We start from the raw sequence: 18,101 nt of genomic DNA on the forward strand, positions 1-18,101 counted from the left end.
ATTCAACTCCTGTCATGGAAAAGTGGTTGCCAGAGGTCGATTAGCCCCTGCATCAAGCCACCGCGCCAACAAAGCGCATCATGTCCGCCGTCAACCTGACGCCAGAAAATGGATTCTTTTATGGGGTGTAATTGCGCATACAGCGCCTGATTGGCCCGCATAATCATCGGCTCGCGAATACCCGCTTCCAGCACAATGCGCAGACCTTCGGCGCTAACTTCACCAGCTTTAAGCTTTTCAAGTAACACGCCCTCTTGCTGCCCGCCCCGATGCGGCCACCAGTACGATCCTGACTGGCTTAATACACAGCCAAAGCGTTCAGGCCAGTGCAGTCCGGCATACAGCGCGGAAAGCCCACCAAAACTCTGCCCGGCGACCACGGTGCGATCGGCGCGATCGCTAAAAGGGGCAATAGCTTTCACCAGGGGTAATAACTCTTGCTGTACTGCCAGCCAGAAATCGGCATTACACGGCAGTTCGTGGGCGCGGTGCGTGGTGTCGATAGCGTCGATCAACACATACACGGCGGGAGGAAGTTGCTGACGATGGGTCAGCGAAGTCAGCACAGGCCAGACGGGCATACTCTGCGCCCAAAATTCGCCATCGAGCAAAACTGCCAGCGGGCGTTCTTCTGCTGGTACATCACCGGTGGTAAAAATCCATACACGCCGTGAATTTTTCAACCGTTCACTTTTCCAGATAATTTCTTTGGCAGGCGTTTCTGGCGCTTGCGGACAATCCCAACCAGGTTGCACGGGCGCTTGCGGCATTTCGAGTGCAGAAACAGCGTGCCCTCGCCCGCCTTTCCAGCTTTGTGGATTCAGCGGATCGGCTATCGCCTGGGGGAGTAATTTTTGCCATCCCTCGCGTAACTCGAGGCGATCAGGGGATGGTGCAGAAAAAATGTCATCGCGTTCGGTGGGAATAAAGCAGTAGCTGCCGCGCCATTCGGCATTGAGTTGTGTCGTCCACTGCCAGACGTTGGTACCTGCAATTCGCTGCATCGACTGGGGCTGGCTGTTCTGATGGTGATCGGTCACACCCGTGATGTAGACCCATACGCGCTTTATCGTCGAGTATTCTTCAGAACCTTGGGGATCACGCCACCGGAAAGTGACCTCAAACATTTCGTCATTCAGACGCTGCCATTCCGGGCCATGTTTCGACTGCCACCAGCTCTCACTTCCTACTTTTAACGCCGTCACACCATAACCCCATGTTTCCTGTGCAATTTTTCATTGATTGCAGAAATATATTGATAATATTATTGATAACTATTTGCATTTGCAATAGCGTAATGGCGCGCCGTGGGAAGCGCGGACATTAATTAACCAACTGCACTGCGTGTCTTTCAGGATCAAAGGTTTTCGCGGTAGCGGGATGCGTCGTGTTGATGACGACCATGCCCGACAGTTGCAATTCGTGGCAAAAATGCAGGAATAAAACAATGAACAAGAAGATTCATTCCCTGGCCTTGTTGGTCAATCTGGGGATTTATGGGGTAGCGCAGGCACAAGAGCCGACCGATACTCCTGTTTCACATGACGATACCATTGTCGTTACCGCCGCCGAGCAGAACTTGCAGGCGCCTGGCGTTTCGACCATCACCGCAGATGAAATCCGCAAAAACCCCGTCGCCCGCGATGTGTCGGAGATTATCCGTACCATGCCAGGCGTTAACCTGACCGGTAACTCCACCAGTGGTCAGCGTGGTAATAACCGCCAGATTGATATTCGCGGCATGGGGCCGGAAAACACGCTGATTTTGATTGACGGCAAGCCAGTCAGCAGCCGTAACTCGGTGCGTCAGGGCTGGCGTGGCGAGCGCGATACCCGTGGTGATACTTCCTGGGTGCCGCCTGAAATGATTGAACGTATTGAAGTTCTGCGTGGTCCGGCAGCTGCGCGTTATGGCAACGGCGCGGCGGGCGGCGTGGTTAACATCATTACCAAAAAAGGCAGCGGCGAATGGCACGGCTCCTGGGATGCTTATTTCAATGCACCAGAACATAAAGAGGAAGGTGCCACCAAACGTACCAACTTCAGCCTGACCGGTCCGCTGGGCGATGAATTCAGCTTCCGTTTATATGGCAACCTCGACAAAACTCAAGCTGACGCGTGGGATATTAACCGGGGGCATCAGTCCGCGCGTGCCGGTACATATGCGGATACGCTGCCCGCCGGGCGCGAAGGGGTGATCAACAAGGATATTAATGGCGTAGTTCGCTGGGACTTCGCGCCTCTGCAATCACTTGAACTGGAAGCAGGCTACAGCCGCCAGGGCAACCTGTATGCGGGCGACACACAGAACACCAACTCCGATTCCTATACCCGCTCAAAATATGGTGATGAAACTAACCGCTTGTATCGCCAGAACTACTCGCTGACCTGGAACGGCGGCTGGGATAACGGTGTGACCACCAGCAACTGGGTACAGTACGAACACACGCGTAACTCGCGTATTCCGGAAGGTCTGGCGGGCGGCACCGAAGGGAAATTTAACGAAAAAGCGACACAGGATTTCGTCGATATCGATCTTGATGACGTGATGTTGCACAGCGAAGTTAACCTGCCGATTGATTTCCTCGTTAACCAAACGCTGACGCTGGGTACGGAGTGGAATCAGCAGCGGATGAAGGACTTGAGTTCCAACACCCAGGCGCTGACCGGAACGAATACCGGTGGTGCTATTGATGGCGTGAGCGCCACCGACCGTAGCCCATATTCAAAAGCAGAAATTTTCTCGTTGTTTGCCGAAAACAACATGGAGCTGACTGACAGCACCATCGTAACGCCGGGGCTGCGTTTCGATCATCACAGCGTTGTTGGCGATAACTGGAGTCCGGCGCTGAACATATCGCAAGGTTTAGGCGATGACTTCACGCTGAAAATGGGCATTGCCCGCGCCTATAAAGCGCCGAGCCTGTACCAGACTAACCCGAACTACATTCTCTACAGTAAAGGTCAGGGCTGTTACGCCAGCGCGGGCGGCTGCTATCTGCAGGGGAACGATGACCTGAAAGCGGAAACCAGTATCAACAAAGAGATTGGCCTGGAGTTCAAACGCAACGGCTGGCTGGCGGGCGTCACCTGGTTCCGTAACGATTATCGCAATAAGATTGAAGCGGGCTATGTGGCTGTAGGGCAAAACGCAGCCGGCACCGATCTCTATCAGTGGGATAACGTGCCGAAAGCGGTGGTTGAAGGTCTGGAAGGATCGTTAAACGTACCGGTTAGCGAAACGGTGATGTGGACCAATAACATCACTTATATGCTGAAGAGTGAAAACAAAACCACGGGCGACCGTTTGTCGATCATCCCGGAGTATACGTTGAACTCAACGCTGAGCTGGCAGGCACGGGAAGATTTGTCGATGCAAACGACCTTCACCTGGTACGGCAAGCAGCAGCCGAAGAAGTACAACTATAAAGGTCAGCCAGCGGTTGGCCCGGAAACCAAAGAAATCAGTCCTTACAGCATTGTGGGTCTGAGCGCGACCTGGGATGTGACGAAGAATGTCAGTCTGACCGGCGGCGTGGACAACCTGTTCGACAAACGTTTGTGGCGTGCGGGTAATGCCCAGACCACAGGCGATCTGGCAGGAGCCAACTATATTGCCGGTGCCGGGGCGTATACCTATAACGAGCCGGGACGTACGTGGTACATGAGCGTTAATACTCACTTCTGATGCTAACGTCAGCTTGTTGACAAAGTGCGCGTCGTTCATGCCGGATGCGGCGTGAACGCCTTATCCGGCCTACAAAATCTTGCCAATTCAATATATTGCAGGATCACGTAGGCCTGATAAGCGTAGCGCATCAGGCCGTTTTGCGTTTGTCATCAGTCTCTAATATGGTCGACATGAAAACTACGCATACCCCCCTCCCCTTTGCCGGACATACGCTGCATTTTGTTGAGTTTGATCCGGCGAGTTTTCGCGAGCAGGATTTACTCTGGCTGCCGCACTACGCGCAACTGCAAAACGCTGGGCGGAAACGCAAAGCCGAACATTTGGCCGGGCGGATCGCTGCTGTTTATGCCTTGCGGGAATATGGCTATAAATGTGTGCCCGCAATCGGCGAGCTACGCCAACCGGTGTGGCCTGCGGAGGTATACGGCAGTATTAGCCACTGCGGGACTACGGCATTAGCCGTGGTATCCCGTCAACCGATTGGCATTGATATTGAAGAAATTTTTTCTGCGCAAACAGCGGCAGAATTGACAGACAACATTATTACCCACACTGAACACGAGATTATTACAGGCTGCGATTTACCTTTCCCTATGGCGCTTACACTGGCATTTTCAGCAAAAGAAAGTGCATTTAAGGCAAGCAAGTTACAGACAGAACAAGGTTTTCTGAATTATCAAATAATTAACTGGAATAAACAGCCGATCATCATTCGTCGAGATGGTGAGAAGTTTGCTGTGCACTGGCAGCTTAAACAAAAGATAGTCATAACGCTGTGCCAACACGATTAATTGACAACATCTGGTACGGTTCGCCCGCAGCCATCACTGACCGCGGGCGAAAGTGTAAAGCAGGTGCCTTACCATCCTGACCTGACAACCGGATATGCGGGGATTACTCCCCGCACAACGGCTACTTCTTCGGTTCGTAAGCGAGAACAGCCTTAAACTCAATATTACGTTCCTTTACGGTGAACTCACACAGTGAGTCTCCGACCAGAAGCGTAAATCCCAGCACCGTTAAACACAGCACTATGACTGCCACAAGGGCATATTTCGTCAGCATGTTTATATTGCCTCCATGCGAAGAAGGGACTACCATCCGAGTTGTTGAGGTTCGGAGTGGCAGCCCCAGGGTTGATAGAAATATCTCCTGGGGCTTCATCTTTCCAGACCTCAGGGTAAACCTGAAACCGGAAAGCTTCAGGCACCCGCCGTTATCTTACCCTTCCTTAGCAAAATAGCTGTTTATTTATACAGTTAATCCTGTTTCGGACTTCTGTCGGCAAAACTGATCATTGCCCTTAATACGAAATCGCCCGCAGCCATCACTGACCGCGGGCGAAAGTGTAAAGCAGGTGCCTTACCACCCTGACCTGACAACCGGATGTGCGGGGATTACTCCCCGCACAACGGCTACTTCTTCGGTTCGTAAGCGAGAACAGCCTTAAACTCAATATTACGTTCCTTCACGGTGAACTCACACAGTGAGTCTCCGACCAGAAGCGTAAATCCCAGCACCGTTAAACACAGCACTATGACTGCCACAAGGGCATATTTCGTCAGCATGTTTATATTGCCTCCATGCGAAGAAGGGACTACCATCCAAATTGTCTGGTTTGGAGTGGCAGCCCCAGGGTTGATAGAAATATCTCCTGGGGCTTCATCTTTCCAGACCTCAGAGTAAACCTGAAACCGGAAAGCTTCAGGCACCCGCCGTTATCTTACCCTTCCTTAGCAAAATAGCTGTTTATTTATACAGTAAATCCTGTTTCGGACTTCTGTCGGCAAAACTGATCATTGCCCTTAAAACGAAATCGCCCGCAGCCATCACTGACCGCGGGCGAAAGTGTAAAGCAGGTGCCTTACCCCCCTGACCTGACAACCGGATATGCGGGGATTACTCCCCGCACAACGGCTACTTCTTCGGTTCGTAAGCGAGAACAGCCTTAAACTCAATATTACGTTCCTTTACAGTGAACTCACACAGTGAGTCTCCGACCAGAAGCGTAAATCCCAGCACTGTTAAACACAGCACTATGACTGCCACAAGGGCATATTTCGTCAGCATGTTTATATTGCCTCCATGCGAAGAAGGGACTACCATCCAAATTGTTCAGGTTTGGGTAGGTAGCCCCAGGGTTGATAGAAATATCGTCCTGGGGCTTCATCTTTCCAGACCTCAAAGTAAACCTGAAACCGGAAAGCTTCAGGCACCCGCCGTTATCTTACCCTTCCTTAGCAAAATGGCTGTTTATTTATACAGTAAATCCTGTTTCGGACTTCTCACTCCCCATTTGATCAACCGAAGCTGAACCCGTTTTTTTCTGCATGCCTCAATCGTCAAAATTCTTCGCCGCCAGCCAGCTATGACGCAACTGGTCACATTGCAAAAGTAGCCAAATTGCTTCAGTCACAATCAGTTCACCATCACCAAAGAAAGAAACATTCCAGAACTTCCGCATCTCGCCCAGCCGCTCCGACTTCTATACTGAATAGAAAACGCCAACATAAGAGAAACCTATGCCATTACCCGATTTTCATGTTTCTGAACCTTTTACCCTCGGTATTGAACTGGAAATGCAGGTGGTTAATCCGCCGGGCTATGACTTAAGCCAGGACTCTTCAACACTGATTGACGCGGTTAAAAATGAGATCACGGCCGGAGAGGTAAAGCACGATATCACCGAAAGTATGCTGGAGCTGGCGACGGATGTTTGCCGTGATATCAACCAGGCTGCCGGGCAATTTTCAGCGATGCAGAAAGTCGTATTGCAGGCAGCCGCAGACCATCATCTGGAAATTTGCGGCGGTGGCACGCACCCGTTTCAGAAATGGCAGCGTCAGGAGGTATGCGACAACGAACGCTATCAACGAACGCTGGAAAACTTTGGCTATCTCATTCAGCAGGCGACCGTTTTTGGTCAGCATGTCCATGTTGGCTGCGCCAGTGGCGATGACGCCATTTATTTGCTGCACGGCCTGTCACGGTTTGTGCCACACTTCATCGCCCTTTCCGCCGCGTCGCCATATATGCAGGGAACGGATACGCGTTTTGCCTCCTCACGACCGAATATTTTTTCCGCCTTTCCCGATAATGGCCCGATGCCGTGGGTCAGTAACTGGCAACAATTTGAAGCCCTGTTTCGCTGCCTGAGTTACACCATGATGATCGACAGCATTAAAGATTTGCACTGGGATATTCGCCCCAGTCCTCATTTTGGCACGGTGGAGGTTCGGGTGATGGATACTCCGTTAACCCTTAGCCATGCGGTAAATATGGCGGGATTAATTCAGGCTACCGCCCACTGGTTACTGACGGAACGCCCGTTCAAACATCAGGAGAAAGATTACCTGCTGTATAAATTCAACCGTTTCCAGGCCTGCCGTTATGGTCTGGAAGGCGTCATCACCGATCCGCACACTGGCGATCGTAGGCCACTAGCGAAAGACACCTTGCGTTTACTGGAAAAAATCGCCCCTTCCGCACATAAAATTGGCGCATCGAGTGCGATTGAGGCCCTGCATCGCCAGGTCGTCAGCGGTCTGAATGAAGCGCAGCTGATGCGTGATTTCGTCGCCGATGGCGGCTCGCTGATTGGGTTGGTGAAAAAGCATTGTGAGATCTGGGCCGGTGACTAAGCCGGGAATTGCCTTACAGCAGAATATCCCTGACAATGGTGTTTTAACTTACATTTAACAATGTTATGAAACACCCTTTAGAAACCTTGACCACCGCAGCAGGCATTTTGCTGATGGCTTTCCTCTCTTGCCTGCTGCTGCCCGCCCCCGCACTGGGGCTGACGCTGGCACAAAAACTGGTGACCACGTTCCATCTGATGGATCTTAGCCAGCTTTACACTTTATTGTTTTGCCTGTGGTTTTTAGTGCTGGGCGCTATTGAGTATTTTGTTCTGCGCTTTATCTGGCGACGCTGGTTCTCGCTGGCGGATTAAACGTCGATTATCGCCGTACTTCGCGGCATACTTTGCTTATTCTCCTTCGCCTAAAGGAACGTTTATGGATAAGCAATCACTGCACGAAACGGCGAAACGCCTGGCCCTTGAGTTACCCTTTGTCGAGCTTTGCTGGCCTTTTGGCCCGGAGTTCGATGTGTTTAAAATTGGCGGCAAGATTTTTATGTTGTCGTCAGAACTGCGCGGCGTCCCCTTTATCAATCTGAAGTCCGATCCACAAAAATCCCTGTTAAATCAGCAAATATACCCAAGCATTAAGCCAGGGTATCACATGAATAAAAAGCACTGGATTTCGGTGTATCCCGGCGAGGAAATCTCCGAAGCGTTACTTTGCGATCTGATCAACGATTCGTGGAATCTGGTGGTTGATGGTCTGGCTAAACGCGATCAAAAAAGGCTGCGCCCTGGCTAAAGTGGAAATCTATAGCGCATTTTTCTCGCTTACCATTTTACTGCGATCCTTGTAATCTGCTGGCACGCAAAATTACTTACACATGGAGTCTTTATGGATATCATTTCTGTCGCCTTAAAGCGTCATTCCACTAAGGCATTTGATGCCAGCAAAAAACTTACCCCGGAACAGGCCGAGCAGATCAAAACTCTGCTGCAATACAGCCCATCCAGCACCAACTCCCAGCCGTGGCATTTTATTGTTGCCAGCACGGAAGAAGGTAAAGCGCGTGTTGCCAAATCCGCTGCCGGTAATTACGTGTTCAACGAGCGTAAAATGCTTGATGCCTCGCACGTCGTGGTGTTCTGCGCGAAAACTGCGATGGACGATGCCTGGCTGAAGCTGGTTGTTGACCAGGAAGATGCCGATGGCCGCTTTGCCACGCCGGAAGCGAAAGCCGCGAACGATAAAGGTCGCAAGTTCTTCGCCGATATGCACCGTAAAGATCTACATGATGATGCAGAGTGGATGGCAAAACAGGTTTATCTCAACGTCGGTAATTTCCTGCTCGGCGTGGCGGCGCTGGGTCTGGACGCGGTACCCATCGAAGGTTTTGACGCCGCCATCCTCGATGCAGAATTTGGTTTGAAAGAGAAAGGCTACACCAGTCTGGTGGTTGTTCCGGTAGGTCATCACAGCGTTGAAGATTTTAACGCGACGCTGCCGAAATCTCGTCTGCCGCAAAGTATCACCTTAACCGAAGTGTAATTATCCTGACAGCCGGGACCCTATCCCGGCTCAGATTGCTGACAAAGTGCGCTTTGTTTATGCCGGATGCGGCGTGACCGCCTTATCCTGCCTACAAGTTCGTGCCAATTCATTCAAGGTAGGCATGATAAGCGTAGCGCATCAGGCAATTTTATATTTGCCATCAGCCCTCGCAGGAAATTCTCCCATCAGATTCTCCTGATTTGCATAACCCTGTTTCAGCCGTCATCATAGGCCGCTGTTGTATATAGGAGACGTTATGCAGGATTTAATATCCCAGGTTGAAGATTTAGCGGGTATTGAGTTTGATCACACCACCTCGATGGTGATGATTTTCGGTATTATTATTCTGACCGCCGTTGTAGTGCATATTATTTTGCACTGGGTGGTACTGCGTACCTTCGAAAAACGCGCCATTGCCAGTTCACGGCTGTGGCTGCAAATCATTACCCAGAATAAACTCTTCCACCGTTTAGCTTTTACCCTCCAGGGGATTATCGTCAATATTCAGGCGGTATTCTGGCTGCAAAAAGGCACCGAAGCGGCAGATATTCTGACTACCTGCGCGCAGTTGTGGATCATGATGTATGCGCTGCTTTCTGTCTTCTCTCTGCTGGATGTTATTTTGAATCTGGCACAGAAATTCCCGGCGGCAAAACAGTTGCCGTTAAAAGGGATATTTCAGGGGATTAAACTGATCGGCGCGATTCTGGTCGGAATTTTGATGATCTCACTGCTGATTGGTCAGTCACCGGCAATTCTGATCAGTGGTCTTGGCGCGATGGCCGCCGTGCTGATGTTGGTATTTAAAGATCCGATTCTTGGTCTGGTTGCAGGCATTCAGCTTTCCGCGAACGATATGCTGAAACTGGGCGACTGGCTGGAAATGCCAAAATACGGCGCGGATGGCGCGGTGATCGATATCGGCTTAACCACCGTCAAAGTGCGCAACTGGGACAATACTATTACCACTATTCCCACCTGGTCGCTGGTATCTGACTCCTTTAAAAACTGGAGCGGGATGTCAGCCTCTGGCGGGCGGCGTATTAAGCGCAGTATCAGTATTGATGTCACCAGTATTCGTTTTCTTGATGAAACTGAAATGCAGCGGCTGAATAAAGCGCATCTGTTAAAGCCTTATTTAACCAGTCGCCATCAGGAAATTAATGAGTGGAACCGCCTGCAAGGGTCTACGGAGTCAGTATTAAACCTGCGCCGAATGACCAATGTTGGAACCTTTCGTGCCTATCTGAATGAATATCTGCGCAATCATCCGCGGATTCGTAAAGATATGACCTTAATGGTACGCCAGTTAGCTCCGGGCGATAACGGTTTACCGCTTGAGATCTACGCGTTTACTAATACCGTGGTGTGGCTGGAATATGAAAGCATTCAGGCTGATATATTCGACCACATATTTGCGATCGTCGAAGAGTTTGGTCTGCGACTTCATCAGTCGCCAACCAGCAATGATATTCGCTCCCTGGCAGAAGCATTTAAGCAGTAATTAAAAAACCGCTCTCATCGAATGGATGAGAGCGGCTTCAGATTGTTGTCATCGTGTTGTCGGATGCAGCGTGAATGCCTTATCCAACCTGCACTATTATTTCGCTTTCCGACGCAGCGTTTTAAACGCCACAAACAGGAATACAATCCATACCGGCAGCAGAATCGCTGACAAGCGCATATCATCCATCGTGCACATCAGCAGCAAAATCATGCCGAGGAAGGCGATGCAAAGATAGTTGCCGAACGGATAGAGCAGCGCCTTAAACTGTGTTTCACGCCCCTGACGTCGCATCGCTGCACGAAAACGCAGATGCGCCAGACAGATCATAATCCAGTTCAACAGCAGCGTTGCTACCACCAGCGCCATCAGCAGACCAAACGCTTTTTGCGGCAGCAGATAGTTAATCAGCACCACCAGCGAAGTGATCGCTCCGGAAAGCATCAGCGAGTTGATCGGCACGCCGCGATGGCTAACACGGGTAAGAAACTTCGGCGCATTCCCCTGCACAGAAAGACCAAACAGCATCCGGCTGTTAGAGTAAACCCCGCTGTTGTACACCGATAATGATGCCACCAGAATGACGAAGTTCAGCGCAGAAGCTACCACGTTGCTGTCTAGATTATGGAAAATCATCACAAACGGGCTACTGTTGGATTTCACTTCCACCCACGGATAGAGTGCCAGTAAAACCACCAGTGAACCGATATAAAACAGCAAGATGCGATACACCACCTGATTCACTGCTTTAGGGATGCTTTTTTCCGGATCGCGCGCTTCAGCGGCAGTAATACCAATCAGTTCCAGCCCGCCGAAAGAGAACATAATCACCGCCAGCGATAAAATAAGCCCCTTCCAACCCGTGGCAAAGAAACCACCGTAGCGCCAGAGGTTGTCGATACTGGCTTTCTCGCCGCCGTGACCAGAAAACAGCAGCCACAGGCCAAATCCGATCATGCCGATAATCGCCAGCACTTTAATCAGCGCAAACCAGAACTCGGTTTCGCCATATAAGCGCACGTTCACCAGGTTAACGGCGTTGATGATAATAAAGAAGGCGGCAGCCCAAATCCACGTTGGAACATCCGGGAACCAGTACTGCATATAGATGCCCGCAGCGGTCAGCTCTGCCATTCCCACCAGCACGAACATCACCCAGTAGTTCCAGCCAGAGAGGAAGCCCGCAAACGGTCCCCAGTATTTATAGGCAAAGTGGGCAAATGAACCGGATACCGGCTCTTCGACCACCATCTCGCCGAGCTGGCGCATAATCAGGAAAGCGATGATCCCGGCGACGCCGTAGCCCAGCAATACAGCCGGACCCGCCATCTGAATCGCCGGGCCAATGCCAAGAAACAGACCAGTACCAATTGCGCCACCCAGCGCAATCAGTTGAATATGACGGTTATGTAATCCGCGATGAAGCGTCGGCTCTTGATTCGACGCAGTATCTTCCGATACGGTTGACGCGTTTTTCACGCCTTTCCCCTGTGTGTCTTTTTTGTTGAGGGGCACCTTTTAACATTTAGTGCCCATCGTCGCAAGACACAATCCACACGGTTAAATGGGGTATCCTGCTTTTATTTCCGTACCCGATGTCGGTGCAGCCACATCAGCTTATACGCCGCCGGAATAATAAACAGCGACAGCAAAGGTGCGGTGATCATGCCGCCAATCATCGGCGCGGCGATGCGACTCATCACCTCTGAACCTGCTCCCGTTCCCCACAGAATCGGCAGCAGACCAGCGATAATCACCGCCACCGTCATCGCTTTCGGGCGCACGCGCAGTACCGCGCCGTGATACAACGCCTCATCCAGCTTCTGCTCGCTGAATGTTTGTGGATCATCCAGCGACGGCTCGACCTCTATGGCGTGACGTAAATACATCAGCATCACCACGCCAAATTCGGCGGCGACCCCGGCAAGGGCGATAAAGCCAGTGCCCGTTGCCACAGAAAGATGAAAGCCCATCCACCACAGCAACCAGATGCCGCCCACCAGCGCAAACGGTACGCTGCTGATAATCAGTAACGCTTCGCCCACGCGACGGAACGCCAGATACAACAGCACGAAGATGATCATCAGCGTCATCGGCACCATGAGTTTCAGCTTATGGTTGGCGCGCTCCAGCAACTCGAACTGCCCGGAAAACGCCACGCTGGTGCCTGGTTTCAACTGCACTTTCTCAGCAATCGCTTTTTGCAGATCGTGAACCACCGACACCATGTCACGATCGCGGGCATCGATATAAATCCAGCTCGTCGGGCGCGCATTCTCGGTTTTCAGCATCGACGGTCCGGTAGAGACTTTAACGTCGGCTACGTCTGCCAGGGTAATTTGCTGCTTCATCGGCGTCAGGATCGGTAGCTGGCGCAGCGCCTGCGGACTATCGCGCCAGCTTTGCGGATAACGCAGATTAATTGGATAACGGGCAATCCCTTCCACCGTTTCGCCAACCATCGCCCCGCCCACCGCAGAGGTCACAAACAACTGCACATCCGCCACCGTCATACCGTAACGCGCGGCTTTTTCACGGTTAATCTCAACGTTGATATAGCGCCCACCTTCCAGACGCTCGGCAAGAGCAGAAGCCACGCCTGGCACCGTTCGCGCCACGTCTTCAATTTGCTCCGCCATCGCGTCGATATCCGCCAGCACAGTGCCGGAAACTTTAATGCCGATGGGGCTTTTAATGCCGGTTGAGAGCATATCGATACGGTTACGAATTGGCGGCACCCACAGATTCGCCAGCCCCGGCAGACGCACGGTGTTATCCAGCTCTTCGATGATTTTGTCCATCGTCATGCCAGGCCGCCACTGATCCTGCGGCTTAAGCTGGATGGTCGTTTCTACCATCTCCAGCGGAGCAGAATCGGTGGCGGTTTCCGCTTTCCCGGTTTTGCCAAATACCCGCGCCACTTCAGGTACGCTCATAATCAGCTTGTCGGTTTTTTGCAGCATGCTCGCCGCCTCCGCTGCGGAAATCCCCGGCAGCGTCGATGGCATATACAACAAGTCGCCTTCATTGATCTGCGGTAAAAATTCCCCGCCAACTTTATTGAGCGGCCAGAGAACCGTCAGCACCGAAAGCGCTGCCACCAGCAGCGTGGTTTTCGGCCTGTGCAGTACTTTCAGCAACAGCGGATGATAAACACGAATCAAAAAGCGATTGAGCGGGTTACTGCTTTCTGGCGGAATTTTGCCACGGATCCAGTAACCCATCAGGATCGGGATCACTACGATCGCCAGCAGCGCCGCGCCCGCCATCGCATACGTTTTGGTGAACGCCAGCGGGCCAAACAGACGCCCTTCCTGCCCTTCCAGGGTGAAGATCGGGATAAACGACAGCGTGATAATCAGCAGGCTGATAAACAGCGCCGGACCCACTTCAACAGATGCATCGGTGATCACCTGCCAGCGCGTTTTATTATCCAGCGTGGCGTCAGGATGCTGGTGCTGCCACTCTTCCAGCCGTTTATGCGCATTCTCGATCATGACGATAGCGGCATCGACCATCGCCCCGACGGCAATCGCAATACCGCCCAGCGACATAATATTGGCATTCAGTCCCTGGAAGTGCATGACAATAAAAGCAATACACAACCCCAGCGGCAACGAAATAATCGCCACCAGCGCCGAGCGCACATGCCAGAGAAACAGCGCGCAGACTACCGCCACCACAATAAACTCTTCCAGCAACTTGCCGCTGAGGTTGTCGATGGCCCGGTCAATGAGCTGGCTGCGATCGTATGTTGTCACTATCTCCACGCCTTCCGGCAGACTGCTTTTCAGCGTTTCCAGTTTGTCCTTCACGGCGGCGATCACTTCACGGGCGTTTTTGCCGGAGCGCAGGATCACCACCCCGCCAGCCACTTCGCCTTCGCCGTTCAGTTCGGCAATGCCCCGGCGCATTTCCGGTCCAATCTGGACCTTTGCAACATCACGCAGATAAACAGGCACGCCATTTTCACTGGCTTTTAAAACGATGTGATTAAAGTCGTCGAGCGTTTGCAGATAGCCGCTGGCGCGCACCATATATTCCGCTTCCGCCAGTTCGATCGACGAACCGCCCGCTTCCTGGTTTGAAGCATCCAGCGCGCTTTTTACTTCGGCGAGACTGATACCATATTGCGCCAGGCGCTGGGGATCGATAACCACCTGATACTCTTTCACCACGCCGCCCACCGACGCCACTTCCGCAACGTCAGGGATGGTTTTTAGCTCATATTTGAGAAACCAGTCCTGCAATGAGCGTAAATCGGCCAGATCGTGCTTACCGCTGCGATCCACCAGTGCATATTCATAGATCCAGCCAACACCCGTGGCATCTGGTCCCAGCTCGGCGCTGACTCCCGCAGGCAGCTTACCCTGTACCTGGTTGAGGTACTCCAGCACCCGCGAGCGCGCCCAGTATGGATCAGTGCCATCTTCGAAAATGACATACACATAAGAATCACCAAACTGCGAGAAACCGCGCACGGTCTTCGCGCCCGGCACCGACAACATGGTGGTGGTCAGCGGATAAGTGACCTGATTTTCAACGATTTGCGGAGCCTGACCGGGATAGCTGGTTTTAATAATCACCTGCACATCCGAGAGATCCGGCAGTGCATCCACTGGCGTGTTAATGATGGTCCAGGTGCCCCAGATACTCAGAAACAACGCGCCCATCAGCACCAGAAAACGGTTCGCCACCGAGCGACGAATAATCCATTCAATCATTGGCTATTCCCTCAATGCGCATGGGTAGCACTTTCAGAGCGCATCCGCTCCAGTGCGCCAGAAATATTGGCTTCAGAATCAATCAGGAACAGGCCGCTGGAAACCACCTTTTCACCTTCCGCCAGACCAGAGCGTAACGCGGTGACACCTTGCGATGCCTGGAAAACAGCAACGCGTTTCGGTACAAAGCGTCCGTCGGCATCAACGGTAATCACCCGCTGTTCGTTGCCGGTATCAATCAGCGCTTGTGACGGAATGAGCAGCATCGGTTCGCTGGCAGTATTGAGTTGCAACCAGGCGTTCATTCCCGGTTTTAGCGCCTCGTCGGCGTTGTCGACTTCCAGACGCAGTTGCAGCGTGCGGGTCGCAGCATCCACGCCAGGTAGCAGCGTCCATTTGCGGATGGTGAGTGTTTTATCAGGTCGTGCCGGAACGGTGAGCGTAAACTGCGAGGCATCTTTCACCAGCCAGGCGATGGACTCCGGGATCGCAGCAGTGACCCACACCGGGTCCATACCCTGAATTTTCGCGACCACGTTATCTTTGGCGATATTCATTCCCGCGCGCAGATCAAACGCGGTGATCACGCCATCAATGGGCGCTTTGAGCGTAAAGCGAGTCTGGATTTTTTGCGTGGCGATCAGGCGGCGAATATCAGCCTCCGGCATTCCCGCCAGTCGCAGTCGCTCAAGAATGCCTTCAGTCTGGGTCGCCGTACCGCCGGTTTCGCGCAGCAGTAAATACTCACTCTGCGCTTCCACCCAGTCGGGAATGGTCAGGTCGAGAAGCGGCGCGCCCTTTTGCACTTTATCGCCCACGGTAAGCGGATACACCTTGTCGATAAACCCGGCAGCGCGAGCCTGCACAATGGCATACTGATACTCGTTGTAACTGACATTCGCCGGAAAACTCTGGGCAAAAGTCAGCGGCCCGCGCGTGACGGTAGCCGTTTTCACCCCCAGATTCTGCGTCTGAGTCGGGTCAATGCGCACACCAGACGCAGAACTCTCTTCATCGGCATATTTCGGCACCAGATCCATATCCATAAACGGCGATTTACCTGGTTTATCGAACCGCGTATTGGGATACATCGGGTCGTACCAGAATAAGACTTTACGTTCTGCGGTCGACGTTTTTTCTGCGGGCGGTTCAGCCTTTGCAAACCAGGTAAAACCTGCCGCAGAAATAATACCGCCCGCGATCATGCTGCCGATAATAAGCGCGATTTTTTTCATCTCATTAAACCTGGGTTACTGGCTGACTTTAATATCCTGTAATAAAGAAAGGTTGCCCTGCTGGACAAAATTAAACGCCACTTTGTCGCCGGTTTTAATTTCACTCATTTTCGTCTGCGGGGTGATGGTAAAGCGCATGGTCATCTCCGGCCAGTTCACGGCAGCAATCGGATCGTGATGGATGGTGATTTTTTTGCTTTCCAGATCAATACCTTTTACCACGCCAGTGGCGCTAATAACCTGTGGTTGTGCTTCGCTCATGGTTTCATGATGATGTTCGTTAGCCTGGGCATTAAAGCCAATAACGGTAAACAGACTGAACATTGCGACTTGCAGTGCTTTTTTCATTTATTCTCTCCTGGAGTTAAAAATTACTGCTGCCAACCGCCCCCTAAGGCGGTATATAAAGAAATTTCGTTAACCTGACGGGCATAATTCAGGTCAAGTAAAGTTTGTCGGGTTGCAAATAAAGAACGCTCGGCATCCAGCACTTCCAGATAACTTACCGCGCCGTGCTGATATAATGCCCGCGCCCGTTGCAAAGTAATTTGCAGCGACGCCAGATAACGCTGCTGGGCGCTGATTTGATCGTTCAGGCTTTGACGTAATGCCAGCGCATCTGCCACTTCTTTAAAGGCGTTCTGGATTTTCTGTTCATAATTCACCACCGACTGCTGCTGGCGAATTTCGGCGATATCCAGATTGGCCTGGTTGCGTCCGGCATTAAAAATGGGGATCTCTATTTTGGGAATAAAATTCCACATCCCGCTGCTGGCGTTAAATAATGACGACAGTTCGCTACTAGCGGTCGATATTCCGCTGGTCAGGCTTATAGACGGGAAAAATGCCGCGCGTGCAGCGCCAATATTGGCATTAGCCGCCATTAACGCGTGTTCAGCTTCCATAATATCCGGGCGCTGCAATAAGATTTGCGACGACAAGCCCGCCGGTAATTTAACGCTTTGCAGGCTGTCGCTGTTTACTGTCTGCGCTTGCGGCAGCTTGCCGTAGCTTCCCAGCAACAGTTGCAATGCATTATTCGCCTGCGCCAGTTCCCCCTGACGTTTAGCGATGTCGCTGCGGGTACTTTCTATCACCCCGCGAGCCTGTTCCAGCGCCAGAACATTGCTGCTACCGGTCAACAGTTGTTTTTCGACAAACGCATATGACTGCTGATAATTACGCAGCGTTTCTTCGGCTATTTGCAATTGCGCATACGCCAGTTGCTGATTGAAATAGCTTTGCGCGACATTAGAAACCAGCAGAATATGCACCGCGCGCTGAGCTTCCTCAGTGGCTAAATAATTTTGGCGCTCGGCTTCGCTCATGTTCTTTAAGCGACCGAAAAAATCGAGATCAAAGCTGGCGTTAAGGCCAGTCGAGAACTCCCGCGTCGTGGCTGAATCGCCTTTAAGATTGCCGCTCCAGCTGCCGCTGCCCTCGCCATTGAGCTGTGGGTAGCGGTCGGCATCGGTCAGACGATATTGCGCCCGCGCTTCCTGCACTTTCAGCGCCGCCATGCGCAAATCCCGGTTATTCACCAACGCCTCGCTAATCAGCGTCTTCACCTGATTATCAACAAAAAAGGTGCGCCAGCCCGCGTTCTGGTAGTTATCTGCTGCGTTAACCAGGCCGTTCTGGCTGAGTGAGAACTGCTGCGGCACGGGCATTGCCGGACGCTGATAATCCGGTGCCAGTGAACAACCAGTTAGCGCAAGGGCCACACAAAATGGCAGAAGTTTACAAGGAGACATAGGCTCATAATTTCTGGTGATTTTATGCCGCCAACTTTACTCGCCAGGCTCTGAT

Annotated in this window: 18 protein-coding genes and 1 pseudogene; 9 read left to right on the top strand and 10 right to left on the bottom strand. The window is 52.0% G+C overall.

The window, feature by feature from the left end; all coding sequences use genetic code 11:
• Nucleotides 1-2: 2 nt before the first annotated feature.
• Complete coding sequence (fes, locus tag FFT88_RS08710; protein ID WP_135404630.1) at nucleotides 3-1,205, bottom strand: enterochelin esterase; 1,203 nt, start codon at nucleotides 1,203-1,205, stop codon at nucleotides 3-5.
• 242 nt (nucleotides 1,206-1,447) lie between these two features.
• On the opposite strand from fes, the gene fepA reads away from it, so the two are divergent.
• Nucleotides 1,448-3,688, top strand: a complete 2,241-nt coding sequence (gene fepA / locus FFT88_RS08715; RefSeq protein WP_135404631.1) for a siderophore enterobactin receptor FepA — start codon at nucleotides 1,448-1,450, stop codon at nucleotides 3,686-3,688.
• 173 nt (nucleotides 3,689-3,861) lie between these two features.
• Entirely contained in the window at nucleotides 3,862-4,482 is a 621-nt protein-coding gene (gene entD, locus FFT88_RS08720) for an enterobactin synthase subunit EntD (RefSeq protein ID WP_135404632.1), read from the top strand.
• A 121-nt stretch (nucleotides 4,483-4,603) separates the two neighbouring features.
• Here entD and hokE (FFT88_RS08725) read toward each other — a convergent pair whose 3' ends face one another.
• Together hokE (FFT88_RS08725) and hokE (FFT88_RS25275) are read right to left on the bottom strand one after the other, a co-directional pair.
• Nucleotides 4,604-4,756: a type I toxin-antitoxin system toxin HokE gene (hokE, locus tag FFT88_RS08725; protein WP_000956465.1), complete on the bottom strand. Its 153-nt coding sequence runs from the start codon at nucleotides 4,754-4,756 to the stop codon at nucleotides 4,604-4,606.
• A 350-nt stretch (nucleotides 4,757-5,106) separates the two neighbouring features.
• Nucleotides 5,107-5,259: a type I toxin-antitoxin system toxin HokE gene (hokE, locus tag FFT88_RS25275; protein ID WP_000956465.1), complete on the bottom strand. Its 153-nt coding sequence runs from the start codon at nucleotides 5,257-5,259 to the stop codon at nucleotides 5,107-5,109.
• Between hokE (FFT88_RS25275) and FFT88_RS25925 the strand changes: the two are divergent.
• A pseudogene (locus FFT88_RS25925) lies at nucleotides 5,228-5,477 on the top strand (hypothetical protein); the annotation flags it as partial. The gene hokE (FFT88_RS25275) and the pseudogene FFT88_RS25925 sit on opposite strands and share 32 nt — an antisense overlap.
• Nucleotides 5,478-5,608: 131 nt before the next feature.
• On the opposite strand, the gene hokE (FFT88_RS08735) reads toward FFT88_RS25925, so the two are convergent.
• A complete protein-coding gene (gene hokE / locus FFT88_RS08735) occupies nucleotides 5,609-5,761 on the bottom strand; it encodes a type I toxin-antitoxin system toxin HokE (RefSeq protein ID WP_000956465.1) in 153 nt (50 codons plus the stop codon).
• On the opposite strand from hokE (FFT88_RS08735), the gene FFT88_RS25930 reads away from it, so the two are divergent.
• Nucleotides 5,730-6,005 (top strand): hypothetical protein, encoded by a 276-nt coding sequence (locus FFT88_RS25930; protein ID WP_135404633.1) that lies wholly within the window; start codon nucleotides 5,730-5,732, stop codon nucleotides 6,003-6,005. The genes hokE (FFT88_RS08735) and FFT88_RS25930 overlap by 32 nt on opposite strands.
• A 21-nt stretch (nucleotides 6,006-6,026) precedes the next feature.
• On the opposite strand, the gene FFT88_RS25835 is transcribed toward FFT88_RS25930, so the two are convergent.
• Complete coding sequence (locus FFT88_RS25835; protein WP_276319954.1) at nucleotides 6,027-6,155, bottom strand: hypothetical protein; 129 nt, start codon at nucleotides 6,153-6,155, stop codon at nucleotides 6,027-6,029.
• 58 nt (nucleotides 6,156-6,213) lie between these two features.
• Between FFT88_RS25835 and FFT88_RS08745 the strand changes: the two genes are divergently transcribed.
• The 5 genes from FFT88_RS08745 to ybdG all read left to right on the top strand — a co-directional run bounded on the left by FFT88_RS08745 (nucleotide 6,214) and on the right by ybdG (nucleotide 10,333).
• Nucleotides 6,214-7,332, top strand: a complete 1,119-nt coding sequence (locus FFT88_RS08745) for a YbdK family carboxylate-amine ligase (protein WP_135404634.1) — start codon at nucleotides 6,214-6,216, stop codon at nucleotides 7,330-7,332.
• 65 nt (nucleotides 7,333-7,397) lie between these two features.
• Nucleotides 7,398-7,646, top strand: a complete 249-nt coding sequence (locus FFT88_RS08750) for a DUF1158 domain-containing protein (protein WP_000682524.1) — start codon at nucleotides 7,398-7,400, stop codon at nucleotides 7,644-7,646.
• Nucleotides 7,647-7,710: 64 nt separating this feature from the next.
• On the top strand, nucleotides 7,711-8,079 hold the full coding sequence (locus FFT88_RS08755) for an MmcQ/YjbR family DNA-binding protein (RefSeq protein ID WP_135404635.1): 369 nt from the start codon (nucleotides 7,711-7,713) through the stop codon (nucleotides 8,077-8,079).
• A 93-nt stretch (nucleotides 8,080-8,172) separates the two neighbouring features.
• A complete protein-coding gene (nfsB, locus tag FFT88_RS08760) occupies nucleotides 8,173-8,826 on the top strand; it encodes an oxygen-insensitive NAD(P)H nitroreductase (protein ID WP_130223095.1) in 654 nt (217 codons plus the stop codon).
• 259 nt (nucleotides 8,827-9,085) lie between these two features.
• Nucleotides 9,086-10,333, top strand: a complete 1,248-nt coding sequence (ybdG, locus tag FFT88_RS08765; RefSeq protein ID WP_135404636.1) for a mechanosensitive ion channel YbdG — start codon at nucleotides 9,086-9,088, stop codon at nucleotides 10,331-10,333.
• Between the two features lie 96 nt (nucleotides 10,334-10,429).
• Here ybdG and pheP read toward each other — a convergent pair whose 3' ends face one another.
• The 5 genes from pheP to cusC all read right to left on the bottom strand — a co-directional run bounded on the left by pheP (nucleotide 10,430) and on the right by cusC (nucleotide 18,046).
• Entirely contained in the window at nucleotides 10,430-11,812 is a 1,383-nt protein-coding gene (pheP, locus tag FFT88_RS08770; RefSeq protein ID WP_135404637.1) for a phenylalanine transporter, read from the bottom strand.
• A gap of 101 nt (nucleotides 11,813-11,913) precedes the next feature.
• A complete protein-coding gene (cusA, locus tag FFT88_RS08775; protein WP_135404638.1) occupies nucleotides 11,914-15,057 on the bottom strand; it encodes a Cu(+)/Ag(+) efflux RND transporter permease subunit CusA in 3,144 nt (1,047 codons plus the stop codon).
• A gap of 11 nt (nucleotides 15,058-15,068) precedes the next feature.
• Entirely contained in the window at nucleotides 15,069-16,292 is a 1,224-nt protein-coding gene (gene cusB / locus FFT88_RS08780; RefSeq protein ID WP_135404639.1) for a Cu(+)/Ag(+) efflux RND transporter periplasmic adaptor subunit CusB, read from the bottom strand.
• A 15-nt stretch (nucleotides 16,293-16,307) separates the two neighbouring features.
• On the bottom strand, nucleotides 16,308-16,640 hold the full coding sequence (gene cusF / locus FFT88_RS08785; RefSeq protein WP_000709870.1) for a Cu(+)/Ag(+) efflux RND transporter periplasmic metallochaperone CusF: 333 nt from the start codon (nucleotides 16,638-16,640) through the stop codon (nucleotides 16,308-16,310).
• A 23-nt stretch (nucleotides 16,641-16,663) separates the two neighbouring features.
• Nucleotides 16,664-18,046, bottom strand: a complete 1,383-nt coding sequence (gene cusC, locus FFT88_RS08790) for a Cu(+)/Ag(+) efflux RND transporter outer membrane channel CusC (RefSeq protein WP_135404640.1) — start codon at nucleotides 18,044-18,046, stop codon at nucleotides 16,664-16,666.
• Nucleotides 18,047-18,101: the final 55 nt, after the last annotated feature.

The sequence above is a fragment of the Escherichia sp. E4930 genome, assembly GCF_005845405.1.
In the GTDB taxonomy this organism is placed as follows: Bacteria; Pseudomonadota; Gammaproteobacteria; order Enterobacterales; family Enterobacteriaceae; genus Escherichia.

Excerpts from the sequence above, each read along its gene's own strand:
- FFT88_RS08745 (WP_135404634.1), top strand. The coding sequence starts at position 6,214 with ATGCCATTACCCGATTTTCATGTTTCTGAACCTTTTACCCTCGGTATT.
- fepA (WP_135404631.1), top strand. The coding sequence starts at position 1,448 with ATGAACAAGAAGATTCATTCCCTGGCCTTGTTGGTCAATCTGGGGATT.
- hokE (WP_000956465.1), bottom strand. The coding sequence starts at position 5,259 with ATGCTGACGAAATATGCCCTTGTGGCAGTCATAGTGCTGTGTTTAACG.
- FFT88_RS08750 (WP_000682524.1), top strand. The coding sequence starts at position 7,398 with ATGAAACACCCTTTAGAAACCTTGACCACCGCAGCAGGCATTTTGCTG.
- hokE (WP_000956465.1), bottom strand. The coding sequence starts at position 5,761 with ATGCTGACGAAATATGCCCTTGTGGCAGTCATAGTGCTGTGTTTAACA.
- FFT88_RS25835 (WP_276319954.1), bottom strand. The coding sequence starts at position 6,155 with ATGCGGAAGTTCTGGAATGTTTCTTTCTTTGGTGATGGTGAACTGATT.
- cusA (WP_135404638.1), bottom strand. The coding sequence starts at position 15,057 with ATGATTGAATGGATTATTCGTCGCTCGGTGGCGAACCGTTTTCTGGTG.
- nfsB (WP_130223095.1), top strand. The coding sequence starts at position 8,173 with ATGGATATCATTTCTGTCGCCTTAAAGCGTCATTCCACTAAGGCATTT.
- cusF (WP_000709870.1), bottom strand. The coding sequence starts at position 16,640 with ATGAAAAAAGCACTGCAAGTCGCAATGTTCAGTCTGTTTACCGTTATT.
- FFT88_RS08755 (WP_135404635.1), top strand. The coding sequence starts at position 7,711 with ATGGATAAGCAATCACTGCACGAAACGGCGAAACGCCTGGCCCTTGAG.
- cusB (WP_135404639.1), bottom strand. The coding sequence starts at position 16,292 with ATGAAAAAAATCGCGCTTATTATCGGCAGCATGATCGCGGGCGGTATT.
- entD (WP_135404632.1), top strand. The coding sequence starts at position 3,862 with ATGAAAACTACGCATACCCCCCTCCCCTTTGCCGGACATACGCTGCAT.
- ybdG (WP_135404636.1), top strand. The coding sequence starts at position 9,086 with ATGCAGGATTTAATATCCCAGGTTGAAGATTTAGCGGGTATTGAGTTT.
- FFT88_RS25930 (WP_135404633.1), top strand. The coding sequence starts at position 5,730 with ATGACTGCCACAAGGGCATATTTCGTCAGCATGTTTATATTGCCTCCA.
- cusC (WP_135404640.1), bottom strand. The coding sequence starts at position 18,046 with ATGTCTCCTTGTAAACTTCTGCCATTTTGTGTGGCCCTTGCGCTAACT.
- hokE (WP_000956465.1), bottom strand. The coding sequence starts at position 4,756 with ATGCTGACGAAATATGCCCTTGTGGCAGTCATAGTGCTGTGTTTAACG.